Genomic DNA, 12,553 nt, shown 5'->3' with positions numbered 1-12,553 from the left:
AATTCTTCCTTAAGCCAAATTCACTACCGCCGGACGGCTATCGTGCCGCGCCGTCAGCGCTTGCTGACCAAACCAGGCGATCTGATGGTGCAGATTCACCACTTCGCCAATCACCAGCAACGCCGGCGTCGGCGCCTGCCGGGCCAATTGTTCCAACTGTCGCAACGTGCCAATCAGCACCTGCTGGTCGTGCCGGGTTCCCCGACCGATCACCGCCACCGGCGTATCGGCGGAACGACCATGGGCGATCAGTTGCCGGGCGATATCCGCCGATTTAACCGTTCCCATATAAATCGCCAGCGTCTGGCGACTGCGCGCCAGCGTCGCCCACTCCAGCGCCTGACCGTCAGGGCGGCAGTGGCCGGTAATAAATACCGCGCTCTGGGCGTAATCCCGGTGCGTCAGGGGGATGCCGGCATAAGCCGTGGCCCCGGCGGCGGCGGTAATCCCCGGTACGACCTGAAAGGAAATGCCGGCCTGCGCCGCCTGTTGCAACTCTTCGCCGCCGCGGCCGAAAATAAACGGATCGCCCCCTTTCAGACGCACCACCCGCTTGCCTTGCTGCGCCAGCGAAACGATTAATCGATTAATGTCATCCTGAGAGGCCGAACAGCCGCCGGCGCGCTTGCCGACGCAGATCCGTTCAGCGTCGCGCCGCACCAGATCCAGCACCTCATCGCTCACCAGACTGTCGTACAGCACCACATCCGCCTGCTGAATAACCTGCAAGCCGCGCAGCGTCAGCAGCCCCGCATCGCCGGGACCCGCGCCGACCAGCGCGACCTCGCCCCGGTCAGCGGGCGTTTTTTGCTGATCGTCTTGCTGCTGTTCCAGCTCGCGCTGCAATTCTTCTTCCGCCTGCGCTACCTGTCCCGCCGCCACCAGACTGGAAAAGCGGCCGTAAAAAAGACGTTCCCAGAAACGGCGGCGCTCGCCGGAAGAGTGCAGACGCTGCTTGATGCGCTCGCGCCAGCCGCCCGCCAACTGGGCCATCGTCCCCAGCGTGAGCGGCAACAAAGCTTCGAGCTTTTCACGCAGCAACCGCGCCAGTACCGGCGCCTGTCCGCCGGACGAGATCGCCACCACCAGCGGCGAACGATCGACGATGGAAGGAAAAATAAAAGAACACTTCGGCTGATCGTCCACCACGTTCACCAACAGATGGCGTTGATTCGCGGCGTCGAAAACGGCGGCGTTCAGTTGGCTATCGTCGGTTGCCGCGATAACCAGAAACACCGCCGACAATTGCTCAGGCATAAAGCGCTGAGCTATCCAATCAAGCCGGCCGGCCTGATGCTGCGCGGCTAACGGTTCTGACAGCGACTGAGCGACCACCTTTATTTCGGCGCCGGCGCGTTGCAGCAGGTCGATTTTGCGCGTGGCGACATCGCCGCCGCCGACCACCAGCACCGGACGGCCTCGTAGGTCCGCAAATAAGGGAAGATAGTTCACAATCGCCTTAGTAAAGTTAAAAAATAGATAAAGTGACTATACGGTGTGGGTGGAACACTTATGAAATGCCGAATTGGAATGACAAGTTCCGTAATGGAATAACCCGAAAAAAGCCGGGAAAACGCCCGGCTCCGCCATTCACCCCTCATGCAGACCACACTCTCGCTTCAAACCGAAAAAGCGGGTTTCTTCCTCGCTCATGCCGGGTTCCCATTTACGGGTGGTGTGGGTGTCGCCCACCGAGAGATAGCCCTGATCCCACAGCGGGTGATAGCCCAGACCGTGTTGTTTCAGATATTGATAAACCTGCTTGTTATCCCAATCGATAACCGGCAGGAATTTGAACACGCCGCGCTGGATGGCCAGCACCGGCAGATGCCCGCGGCTGCCGGATTGCTCGCGCCGCAGGCCGGCGAACCAGGTTTTCGCCTTAAGTTCGCTCAACGCCCGGTTCATCGGCTCCACCTTGTTGATCTGGTTGTAACGCTCGATACCTTCAACCCCCTGCTCCCACAGTTTACCGTAGCGCGCTTCCTGCCAGGCGGGCGTCAGTTCGGCGCGGTAGACCTGAAGGTTGAGCTTCAGCTGTTCGGTCAGGGCGTCGATAAACTGGTAGGTTTCCGGGAAAAGATAGCCGGTATCGGTCAGAATGACCGGAATATCCGGCCGTTGCTGCGTCAGCAGATGCAGGGATAACGCCGCCTGGATGCCAAAGCTGGAGGTCAGCACATATTCTCCCGGCAGATTTTCCAGCGCCCAGCTTATCCGCGCCTGCGCGGATAGCGATTCCAGGCGCTGGTTAACATCCGCCAGCGCCGCGGCCTGTTCCGCTTTGGGTAACGCATTAAGCGCTTCAAGATTAAGCTCGGACATCAGGGTCTCCTGTCAGTCATAGAAGTCGCGCGCGGGATCCAGCACCGGTCTGATAATGTTGGCGCGAATGGTGAAATCGCCAAAACCTTCATTATCCTGACGCTCTTTCGCCCAACGCCCGATTAGCTGGTCTATCTCATTGAGGATTTCCGCCTCGGTAATATTTTCTCGGTACATGCGCGGAATACGCGTGCCTTCACGATTCCCCCCCAGATGCAGGTTATAGCGCCCGATGGCTTTCCCCACCAGACCGATCTCCGCCAGCAGCGCGCGGCCACAGCCGTTAGGACACCCGGTCACGCGCAGGATGATATGCTCGTCGCCCACGCCATGCTGCTGCATGATGTTTTCAACCTTGGTGACAAAGTCCGGCAGGAAACGTTCCGCTTCCGCCATCGCCAGCGGACAGGTCGGGTAAGACACGCAGGCCATGGAGTTTTTGCGTTGATCCGTCACCGCGTCGTCAATCAATCCGTGCCGGCGCGCCAGCGTTTCAATCTTCGCCTTGCTGCGCGCAGACACCCCGGCGACGATCAGGTTCTGGTTGGCGGTCAGACGGAAGTCGCCTTTATGGATTTTAGCAATTTCCGCCAGCCCGGTTTTCAACGGTCGGCCGGGATAATCCAGTATACGGCCATTTTCGATAAACAGCGTCAGATGCCATTTATTATCGATGCCTTTCACCCAGCCGATGCGATCGCCGCGGCCGGTGAACTCATACGGACGAATGGCTTCAAACGCCACGCCGGCGCGTCTTTCCACTTCCTTCTTGAAGGTCTCGACGCCTACCCGTTCCAGCGTATATTTGGTTTTCGCATTCTTACGGTTGGTGCGGTTGCCCCAGTCGCGCTGGGTGGTCACCACCGCTTCGGCGATCGTCAGCGTATGTTCCACCGGAATATAACCCAGTTCGCTGGCGGTACGCGCATAGGTCGCCTTATCGCCGTGTGCGATCGACAGCCCGCCGCCCACCAGCACGTTGAAGCCGACCAGCCGGCCATTGTCGGCGATAGCGACAAAATTCAGATCGTTGGCGTGCAGATCCACATCGTTCTGCGGCGGAATAACCACGGTGGTCTTAAACTTACGCGGCAGGTAGGTCGCCCCCAGAATCGGCTCTTCGTCCGTGGTTTCTACCTTCTCCTGATCCAGCCAGATCTCGGCATAGGCGCGCGTACGCGGCAAAAGATGTTCCGAAATTTTCTTCGCCCACGCATACGCCTGCTGATGCAGTTCGGATTCCACCGGATTCGAGGTACACATCACGTTGCGGTTGACGTCGTTGGCCGTCGCCAGCGAGTCCAGACCCAGGCTGTTCAGCAGCTTATGCGCCGGTTTCACATTCGGTTTCAGAATGCCGTGAAACTGGAACGTCTGACGGTTGGTCAAGCGGATACTGCCGTACAAGGTATTTTCGGCGGCGAACTTATCGATGCCGAGCCACTGCTGAGGCGTGATGACTCCGCCCGGCAAACGGCAGCGCAGCATCATGGCGTGACGCGGCTCCAGCTTTTGCTCGGCGCGTTCGGCGCGGATATCGCGGTCATCCTGCTGATACATGCCGTGAAAACGAATCAGTAAAAAGTTGTCGCCGTGGAAACCGCCGGTCAGGCCGTCCTGCAAATCATCGGCGATAGTGCCGCGCAGAAAGTTGCTTTCTTTCTTCAAGCGCTCGGCGTCAGCGAGTTTCCCTTCGACGACTAATGGGCCGGGATGTTTTTCACTCGCGGCGAGTTCTTCATTGAATAATGGTTTTTTGCTCATTAGTACACATCTCGCTGATAACGGCGCGCAAGGCGCAAATCACTCAAAAACTCATCGGCCTGCTCGGCATCCAGTCCACCGTGCTCGGCCACCACGTCCAATAACGCCTGTTCGACATCTTTCGCCATGCGATTGGCGTCGCCGCAAACATAAAGATGCGCGCCATCTTGCAGCCAGCGCCACACTTCGGCGCCTTTCTCCCGCAATTTGTCCTGAACGTAAATCTTGTGCGCCTGATCGCGCGACCAGGCCAGATCGATATGGGTCAGCAGACCGTCTTTCACATAACGCTGCCACTCAACCTGATAGAGAAAATCCTCGGTAAAATGCGGGTTGCCGAAGAACAACCAGTTTTTACCGCCGGCCCCGTCGGCCTCGCGCTGTTGCATAAAGGCGCGAAACGGCGCAATCCCGGTACCGGGCCCAATCATGATGACCGGCGCATCCGGGTCGGCGGGCAAACGGAAATTGTCGTTATGTTCGATAAACACCCGGATTTCATCATCTTCATTCAGACGATCGGCCAGATAGCTGGAGGCGCCGCCGGCGCGCGCGCGGCCGTCGACGTCATAACGCACCACGCCCACGGTGATATGCACTTCGCTTTCCACTTCAGCCTGTGACGAGGCGATGGAATACAGACGCGGCGTCAACGGACGCAATAGGCCGATAAGCTGTTCCGCCGTCAGTTCAACCGGCGCCTGGCGAACCATATCCACCAGCGGCGTCTGCTGAACGAATCGCTGCAAAGCCGGTTTATCCGCCAATAGCGACAGCAGGGTTTCATCGCGCGACAGCGCCGCGTACTTCTCAGCGATAGGCGCGGTATTCTGCGTCAGTTCAAAATGGCTGCGCAGCGCCTGCGACAACGGCAGCGATTTTCCGTCCACCGTCACGGTCTCGTCGCCTTTCAGCCACAGGAGGTCGAGCAACTCCCGCACCAGCGCCGGATCGTTTTCAAACCATACGCCCAGCGCATCGCCCGGCTGATAACGCAAGCCGGAATCGCCCAGATCGATTTCAATATGACGCACGTCCTTTTGCGAATTACGCCCGGTGATTTTCTGATTCACCGCCAGCGCAGCCTGCAACGGCGATTCTTTGCTGTAAGGGCTGCTGGTGATTTCATCCAGCGCGCCGCTCGCGCTGGCCGTCGCCACCGCCGTTCCCTGCACCGGCACGCGGGCCTGAAGAATATCCACCAGTTGCCGGCGCCACTGCTCCGCCGAGGCCTGATAGTCTACATCCGCGTCAACGCGATCCAACAAACGTTCCGCGCCCAGTTCGGCCAGCCGGCTGTCGATATCTTTGCCGGCTTTACAGAAGAATTCGTATGAGGAGTCGCCCAGTCCCAATACCGCAAACGCGGTATCCTTCAACTGCGGCGCTTTTTTGGAAAACAGGTATTTGTTCAGCGCGATCGCTTCTTCCGGCGGCTCGCCTTCTCCCTGCGTCGAAGTGACGACCAGCAGCAGTTTTTCCTGCGCGATCTGCTTGAATTTGTAATCGCCGGCGTTCACCAGATTCACCGCCAGTTTGGCGTTCAGCAAGTCATCTCGCAGTTGCTCCGCGACCCGACGCGCGTTGCCGGTTTGGGAAGCGGAAATCAACGTGATGCTCTGAACCGGAACAGAGAGAGCCGCCGAGGATTCTGGATTCGCGGCGATGGCCGCGGAACCCGGTTGCGGCTGGGCTGTCGGCTGTTGCAATACGCCCCAAAAATAACCGGACAACCAGGCAAGCTGCATGGGTGAAAAATCACCGGTTGCCGCCTGTAGACGCGTTAATTGCTCCGCACTCAACGGGAGCAACGAAGTCGGAGAAACCGGAGTTGTCATTGGATCTCTATTTCCTTGTGCTTGTGACCAGGCTAATACAAATTCATACAATAAAAAGATGAATGGAATATAAGGGTAACCATCCGTATCTTAACAATTAAAGAAATGATGGACATATCAAATAACCAAAATGACTAAATGGTTTTTCTGATAATCCTTATTGATAAAAGTGTTATAGGCCGGCGTATTGGCCAAAATTTCAGATATCAACCCCATGCCTGATATCAACGCATCGGCGACTAAACGTGCTTCGCGCCGCGATTTCCGGTAGTATGCGGCGGTTTTAAAGACATTAGTTTGAAAGCGATTTATTAAAGCTATTCTGTGAAAGAACCTGAGAGCATCGTCATGGCAACCACGCTATTTAAAGATTTTCAGTTTGAGGCCGCTCACCGTCTGCCTCATGTTCCGGCCGGACATAAATGCGGGCGCCTGCATGGGCATTCGTTTATGGTTCGTCTGGAGATTACCGGCGAGGTTGATGCGTATACCGGTTGGGTGATGGATTTTGCTGAATTAAAAGCCGCGTTTAAGCCGACGTGGGAAAAGTTGGATCATCATTACCTGAATGACATTCCCGGTCTGGAGAATCCGACCAGCGAAGTGCTGGCGCAGTGGATCTGGCAACAGGTAAAACCCTTATTGCCTGAACTGAGCGCGGTGATGGTAAAAGAAACCTGCACCGCGGGCTGCGTGTATAAAGGCGAGTAGCCGTATCTCAAACCACGCGAACCGTCGCCAGCATTCCTCCCTCCCCTGCTAAGGGGAAGGCCGGGGTGGGGTCATATTAAGGATGAGGCGTTGGCAACACTAGGCGATATGCAAATATTTATGCGTTTGCATCGACAACCGCCAGTTACGGGCGATACAGGTGGCGATGCAGAGTTTGGTGGCGCTTTCTTTCTGGCTGATCGGCTGTAGCGCCACAATACGCGGCTTGTCATCCTCCAGCCGGGCCAGCAAGGCATCCAGATCGTCGATATCGCGCTCGCGGGCGACCGGATGCTTGATTTCATCCGCCCGTTGCAGCGCCTGATCGATCACCTTCATCCCGCCGCGCATATTCACCTTCGGGGAAACCGTCACCCAGGTTTTGGGCGAACAGCGAACGTCGTGCGTGCCGCTGGTTTCTATCTGACAACTGAAGCCGTGCTTTTCCAGCAGCAGCGTCAACGGCGCCAGATCGTGAATACAAGGCTCTCCCCCGGTGATCACAATGTGGCGCGCGGTATAGCCCTCCCGTTCGATCAGCGCCAGAATGTCCTCAGCGCCGGCGGCGCCCCAGCCATCGCTTTCCTGCGTTTTAACCAGCACCTGATCCAGCGGCATTTCCCGCTCGGCCAGTTTGTCCCAGGTATGCTTGGTATCGCACCAGCTACAGCCGACCGGACAGCCTTGCAGGCGCACAAACACCGCCGGCACGCCGGTAAAATAGCCTTCGCCCTGCAACGTCTGAAACATTTCATTAATCGGGTACTGCATGTTTTTCACTATACCTGTAACGTAAAAATGCATTATCGCAGATCGCCGGCGGCGCGCCAAACCCGGTACGAATCGGCGTTCTGAATAATGTCAGGGTATCGTGATTAATCGACAGACAGGCAGACAAGATGAGCGAGGTCGTAACCCCGATATCGATAAGGCGGACACCCGCTTCGGGATGTCCGCCCGATGATTACAGATAAACCCGCAGATACTCCGCCAGACAGAGGATCGCCATCGCCTGGCCGTACGGCATGGAGGTCAGCGCGATTTCACGGTAAAAATCGAGATCGTTGCCCATCGCGGTGCCGAAGGAAACCTGGGTCAGTTCGCCATCCGCGTTAACGTGATTGATAACGCCGCGAATCGCTTTTTCCGCCACCGGCGCATAGCGTTTATCCACATAGCGCTTACGCACCGCTTTTAAGATGCCGTAGGCGAAACCCGCGGTCGCCGAGCTTTCCAGGTAGGATTGCGGATCGTCAATCAGCGTGTGCCATAGACCGCTGTCATCCTGATATTTCGCCAGCGCCTCAATCTGGCTTTCCAGCACCTGCAACAGGAAACGGCGCGTGGCGTTGTGCTCCGGCAGATCCAGCAGTTCGATAAACTCGGGGATCGCCACCGTCAGCCAGCTATTGCCCCGCGCCCAGCGCGCTTTGGCGAAGTTATGTTGTCCTTCGAACGTCCAGCCGTGGAACCACAGACCGCTCTCGCGATCCATCAGATATTGAACGTGCAGCAGGAACTGGTAGGTGGCCTCTTCCACAAACTCCGGACGGTTCAACAGCTTGCCGATCTTCGCCAGCGGCAACACGCTCATCATCAGCGTGTCGTCCCACATTTGCTCGGTGTTTTCACTGTTATAAACAATGTGCTGCAATCCCTGCTTGCGGGTGCGCGGCATTTCGTACATCACCCACTCCGCCCAACGCTCCAGATACGGCAGCCAGCGGGCATCGCGCGTTTCCTCATAGCGATAAGCCAGCGTCAGGAAAGGACAGACGGTATTCACATTTTTGGTCGGCGTGCCTTCCGCCAAACGCGCGCTAAACCAGTCGTCGATGATGGCCCGCATCTGCTCGTCGCCGGTTTGCTGGTAATACTGATAGATGCCATACAACCCGATGCCGTGCGTCCATTCCCAACCGGCCCAGCCTTTGGTATCAATCACCCGGCCATCGTCCAGTCGTAACAGGAACTCGCCGGTTTTATCTTCAATATTCACCAGATTATCAGTGATACGGCGAATCAGCGCTTTCAGATCCTCACGAGAGATGAAGCGTTCTGGCTGACACAAAAGCGGGCTATGTTTTACACTGAATACGGTCATAGTAAATCATCCAATTAAGTTATCATTTAACAATTCGCAACGTTCAAGACTGCGTCACTTGCGTTATGGGTTTCACCTTATTCCGGTTCAGGTAGCCGACATTGTTGTTGCCCCACAGCGACTCGTAAGGCATGCCGGCCAGCATTTCGACGGTTTCCCTGGCCTGCGGCGTGATTTGTTCAGGCACCGGCCGTCCGGCTTCGCGCATCTTCTGCGTTTCTTCGCGTAATACGCTGTGCGTCTGAAGGTTGAGTTTAAAACGCAGGGAAACCAGGAAGCCCAGCGCCAGCACCCCGACGGTGCCGAAGCTCAGGATCATCAGGATGGTATGGCTGACGCCCGGCGTCTGTACGCTCTGCCCGGAGACAAAACCGGAAAGCTGCAACACAATCCCCACCAGCATCACCGCGCCGGCCTGGGAAGCCTTGCGGGTCAGGGTCATAATGCCGGCGAAGATCCCTTCGCGGCGCTGAGCGGTAATCACTTCATCGACGTCGGCGATATAGGTGTAGGTATTCCACGGCACGTAGTTAATGCCGCCGCGGCCCAAACCCGCCAGCGCGGAAATCAGCAGCAGCAGCGAGAACGCATCGTGCATATTGCTGTACCAGAGGAAGGCATAAGAGAGCGCGCTTAGCCCGAACAGACACACCACCAGACGATAGGACGGCGCGGGTCCGAAGCGGATGCACAGCGGGATCATGCCGATAACCGAGATAAATTGCAGGATCGCCATGGTACCCATCAGGTTGGAGGCCATCGTCGGGCTCTGCATCAACACAAAGACCACGTAATAGGTAAACACGGCGTTGAACACGTCCTGCGCGATATAGCCGCCCAGATACATGCCCAGATGCTGACGGAAAATACGGATACGCAGCGTCGACAACAGCTCGACGTTCAGTCGTTTCAGGCTATCCACCAGCGACAGGGACTGGCGCTCTTTTTCCGCCCGCAGCGAAGCCTCGGACATTTGATCCCGCGGCCGCTCCCAGGTGAATAAATACACCAGCGTCAACACCAGCGCGCAGATCACGGAAAACACCAGACTGGCGTAGAAGAAGGAAACCGCATTGTCCTTACCCAGGTAACCCAACAGAATGCCGGGCAGGAAGGCGGCCAGAATGGCGGAAAGCTGAGCTAACGCGATACGGGCGCCGGAGAATTTGGTTTTCTGTTTGAAATCGTCGGTCATTTCCGGCACCAGCGTTTCATACGGCACCAGCACCATCGTATAAATCACATCAAACAGCAGGTAAGTCAGCAGGTAGTACCAATATCCCATGTCGCCCACCCACATAAAGCTGTAGCTGAATACGCAAGGGATACCGAGCAGGATAAAGAACTTACGACGGCCGAAGCGTTTGCCCAGCCAGGTGGAACCGAAGTTATCGGTCAGGAAACCCATTAACGGACTGACGACGGCATCCAGAACGCGCGCCATCGCAAAAATAAAGGTCGCCTCAATCGGCGTTAAACCACAAAACGTGGTGTAGAAATAAAGTAACCAGGCGGCGGTCAGTGCGGTGGTGCCTGCGCCAAGAAAGTCGCCCGAGCCGTAGGCTAAATAATTAGCCAACCCGATCTTACGTGTTTTCATTACCATCCTTCCCCGGTCATTTTATTTATAAACGTTGCGCGGCAGGGCCCCCTTACCGCTATTTTCATAACGTAGCGCCCGACCAACCGGAAAACCTTCGTCCTTTTGCCACCCCCCGTGATGCGCTGGCAGCCGAAAGAAGAACATGGCGATCGGCTTCAAAGTTTTTATAAAAAGGCATTTTATATTTTAGAAACCGCGAGTCCGATTAATGTAGTGAGCAACGAAACGGAATGCACGCCTGAGGGCGGCGTTTTGCGAACGAGAGCAATATTTGGGGATTGGAATCGAGAAAACGGCCCGTTTCAGGGCCGTTAAAACAACCGCGGGAAGAGGAATATTCCCGCGTGGTCAGGTCATTACATCACGCCGAGCAAGCGCGGCAAAAACAGGGTCAACTCAGGCAGGTAAGTGATCAGCAGCAGTACCGCGATAATGGCGACGTAAAACGGAATCAACGCCTTGATCAACGCCTCCACCTTCACTTGCCCTACGCTGGCGCCGACATACAGACCGCTGCCGGTTGGCGGCGTGATGGTGCCGATGGCCAGGTTATAAACCAGCAGGATGCCGAAATGCACCGGATCAACCCCGAGTTGCTGCACTATCGGCAATAGGATCGGCGTAAAAATCAGAATGCCGGGTCCGATATCCATAAACATGCCGATGATCAACAAGAAAATCATCACCACCAGCAGGATCACTTCCGGGCTTTCGGATATCCCCAGTATCATGGCGCTGAGCGCCGCCGGAATGCCGGTCATCGACATGGCGAACGACATCGCGGAAGAGGTCGCCAGCAGAAACATGATGACGCCCGTCATCGAGAAGGTCTGAACCAGCACCCTGGGTACATCTTTCCAGGACAGCGTCTTATACAGGAACAGCGTCAGCCAGGCGGTATAAACCACGGCGACCGCGGAAGCTTCGATGGCGGTGAAGATCCCCCAGACGATACCGCCGATAATGATGAACACCAGCAGCAGGCTGGGCAGCGCATCGCGCGTGACCTTCCAGGCCACGCCCTTTTGCAGCACGAAGAAGCTGGTGTAGTTATGGCGTTTGGCTATCACATAGGTCACCAGCATACAGCCGACGCCCCACAAAACGCCCGCCACCAGCCCGGCGGCGAACAGCGCGGCGATGGAGGTTCCGCCGCTGGCCAGCGCATACAGAATGAAGCCGGTGCTGGGCGGGGTCAGCATCCCGGTCGGCGCGGAGGCGGTATTGACGGCGGAAGCGAAATTGCGGTTATACCCCTCGCGGGCGCTCATCGGCACCATCACGCCGCCGATGGATATCGAGGCCGCAATCGCCGAACTGGAAACCGCGCCGAACATCATGTTGCCGACGATATTGGTGTAGGAGTGCGAACCGGGAATACGGCCGGTAAAAAGCTTGGCGAAATTCACCAGCCGGGCGGCAATGCCGCCGTTATTCATGATCACCCCGGAGAGAATAAAAAACGGCACGGCGAGCAGCGCAAAGCTGTCCAGACTGGAAAACATCTTTTGCGCGGTGGCGAACATCGCGATATCAAACGGCAACACCAGCATAATGGTGGCGCCGGAAGCGATAACGATGCACAGCCCGATGGGCGTTCCCAAGGCAAGCAAGAGCACAAAAATCCCCACCAGCACGCTGGCCGCGATCATCGGATCAATCATGCCGATCTCCTTCTATCTCGTGGACCGGTTCCGCCGCCTGCGTCTTGCCGGGCGGCGCGCCTTTAAGCATGTCGAAAATATTCAACAGGCAATAAATAATCGTCAGCACGCCGGACAGCGGCAGGGCGTAATACACCTTCCCCATCGAAATCTGCAAGCTGGGGGAGATCTGCATCATGGCGGTGGCCGATACGCGCCAGCCGCCGATAATCATGATGTAGACGGCAAACAGAATGAACACCGTCTGAATGACGATGTTCCAGCCGACGGCCAGTTTTCTGGGACATTTGTCCAGCAACAGCGTCAGGCTGATATGCTCATGCTTGCCCGCGACGTAAGCGATGCCGATCACCGACAGCCAGACCAGGGAGAAACGCAGAAACTCTTCGGAGAAGGTGCTGGGCGCGTTGAATATATAACGGCTGACCACCTGCCAGCAGGCGATCGCCACCATGACGATAATCAAACAGCAGCCAAAAACTTCAATGATCTTATCCAGCCATTTTCGAATGATATTCATAAGATCCTCAACCATCATGCCGTA

At 56.6% G+C, this 12,553-nt stretch carries 10 protein-coding genes; 1 reads left to right on the top strand and 9 read right to left on the bottom strand.

Annotated features, from left to right (window positions below; all coding sequences use genetic code 11):
• Nucleotides 1–9 precede the first annotated feature (9 nt).
• From cysG to cysJ, 4 genes are all read right to left on the bottom strand, one after another.
• On the bottom strand, nt 10–1,452 hold the full coding sequence (cysG, locus tag ABRZ28_RS05030) for a siroheme synthase CysG (RefSeq protein WP_330519640.1): 1,443 nt from the start codon (nt 1,450–1,452) through the stop codon (nt 10–12).
• Between the two features lie 138 nt (nt 1,453–1,590).
• Complete coding sequence (locus ABRZ28_RS05025; RefSeq protein ID WP_319604550.1) at nt 1,591–2,325, bottom strand: phosphoadenylyl-sulfate reductase; 735 nt, start codon at nt 2,323–2,325, stop codon at nt 1,591–1,593.
• 12 nt (nt 2,326–2,337) lie between these two features.
• On the bottom strand, nt 2,338–4,089 hold the full coding sequence (gene cysI / locus ABRZ28_RS05020) for an assimilatory sulfite reductase (NADPH) hemoprotein subunit (protein WP_330519639.1): 1,752 nt from the start codon (nt 4,087–4,089) through the stop codon (nt 2,338–2,340).
• Entirely contained in the window at nt 4,089–5,927 is a 1,839-nt protein-coding gene (gene cysJ, locus ABRZ28_RS05015) for an NADPH-dependent assimilatory sulfite reductase flavoprotein subunit (RefSeq protein ID WP_319604548.1), read from the bottom strand. The genes cysI and cysJ overlap by 1 nt, the downstream gene beginning before the upstream one ends.
• Nucleotides 5,928–6,275: 348 nt before the next feature.
• On the opposite strand from cysJ, the gene queD reads away from it, so the two are divergent.
• Complete coding sequence (queD, locus tag ABRZ28_RS05010) at nt 6,276–6,638, top strand: 6-carboxytetrahydropterin synthase QueD (RefSeq protein ID WP_319604578.1); 363 nt, start codon at nt 6,276–6,278, stop codon at nt 6,636–6,638.
• A gap of 99 nt (nt 6,639–6,737) precedes the next feature.
• Here queD and queE read toward each other — a convergent pair whose 3' ends face one another.
• The 5 genes from queE to ABRZ28_RS04985 form a co-directional block, all read right to left on the bottom strand.
• Nucleotides 6,738–7,409: a 7-carboxy-7-deazaguanine synthase QueE gene (queE, locus tag ABRZ28_RS05005; protein WP_330519638.1), complete on the bottom strand. Its 672-nt coding sequence runs from the start codon at nt 7,407–7,409 to the stop codon at nt 6,738–6,740.
• Nucleotides 7,410–7,602: 193 nt separating this feature from the next.
• Nucleotides 7,603–8,742, bottom strand: a complete 1,140-nt coding sequence (gene bglB / locus ABRZ28_RS05000; protein ID WP_319604546.1) for a beta-galactosidase BglB — start codon at nt 8,740–8,742, stop codon at nt 7,603–7,605.
• Nucleotides 8,743–8,785: 43 nt separating this feature from the next.
• Nucleotides 8,786–10,342, bottom strand: a complete 1,557-nt coding sequence (locus ABRZ28_RS04995) for an MFS transporter (RefSeq protein WP_330519637.1) — start codon at nt 10,340–10,342, stop codon at nt 8,786–8,788.
• A 359-nt stretch (nt 10,343–10,701) separates the two neighbouring features.
• Nucleotides 10,702–12,009: a TRAP transporter large permease gene (locus ABRZ28_RS04990; protein WP_319604544.1), complete on the bottom strand. Its 1,308-nt coding sequence runs from the start codon at nt 12,007–12,009 to the stop codon at nt 10,702–10,704.
• Nucleotides 12,002–12,529, bottom strand: coding sequence for a TRAP transporter small permease (locus ABRZ28_RS04985; protein WP_319604543.1), 528 nt, complete (start codon nt 12,527–12,529; stop codon nt 12,002–12,004). The genes ABRZ28_RS04990 and ABRZ28_RS04985 overlap by 8 nt, the downstream gene beginning before the upstream one ends.
• Between the last annotated feature and the right edge of the window lie 24 nt (nt 12,530–12,553).

Origin of the sequence: Brenneria sp. g21c3 (assembly GCF_040240345.1) — a bacterium.
Classification (GTDB): Bacteria; Pseudomonadota; Gammaproteobacteria; order Enterobacterales; family Enterobacteriaceae; genus Brenneria.
The sequence above is the reverse complement of the archived record's forward strand: the minus strand, read 5'-3'. Positions and strand labels throughout refer to the sequence as shown.

Coding starts and splice junctions, on each gene's coding strand:
- ABRZ28_RS05025 (WP_319604550.1), bottom strand. CDS start 2,325: ATGTCCGAGCTTAATCTTGAAGCGCTTAATGCGTTACCCAAAGCGGAA.
- cysI (WP_330519639.1), bottom strand. CDS start 4,089: ATGAGCAAAAAACCATTATTCAATGAAGAACTCGCCGCGAGTGAAAAA.
- cysJ (WP_319604548.1), bottom strand. CDS start 5,927: ATGACAACTCCGGTTTCTCCGACTTCGTTGCTCCCGTTGAGTGCGGAG.
- queD (WP_319604578.1), top strand. CDS start 6,276: ATGGCAACCACGCTATTTAAAGATTTTCAGTTTGAGGCCGCTCACCGT.
- queE (WP_330519638.1), bottom strand. CDS start 7,409: ATGCAGTACCCGATTAATGAAATGTTTCAGACGTTGCAGGGCGAAGGC.
- bglB (WP_319604546.1), bottom strand. CDS start 8,742: ATGACCGTATTCAGTGTAAAACATAGCCCGCTTTTGTGTCAGCCAGAA.
- ABRZ28_RS04995 (WP_330519637.1), bottom strand. CDS start 10,342: ATGAAAACACGTAAGATCGGGTTGGCTAATTATTTAGCCTACGGCTCG.
- ABRZ28_RS04990 (WP_319604544.1), bottom strand. CDS start 12,009: ATGATTGATCCGATGATCGCGGCCAGCGTGCTGGTGGGGATTTTTGTG.
- ABRZ28_RS04985 (WP_319604543.1), bottom strand. CDS start 12,529: ATGAATATCATTCGAAAATGGCTGGATAAGATCATTGAAGTTTTTGGC.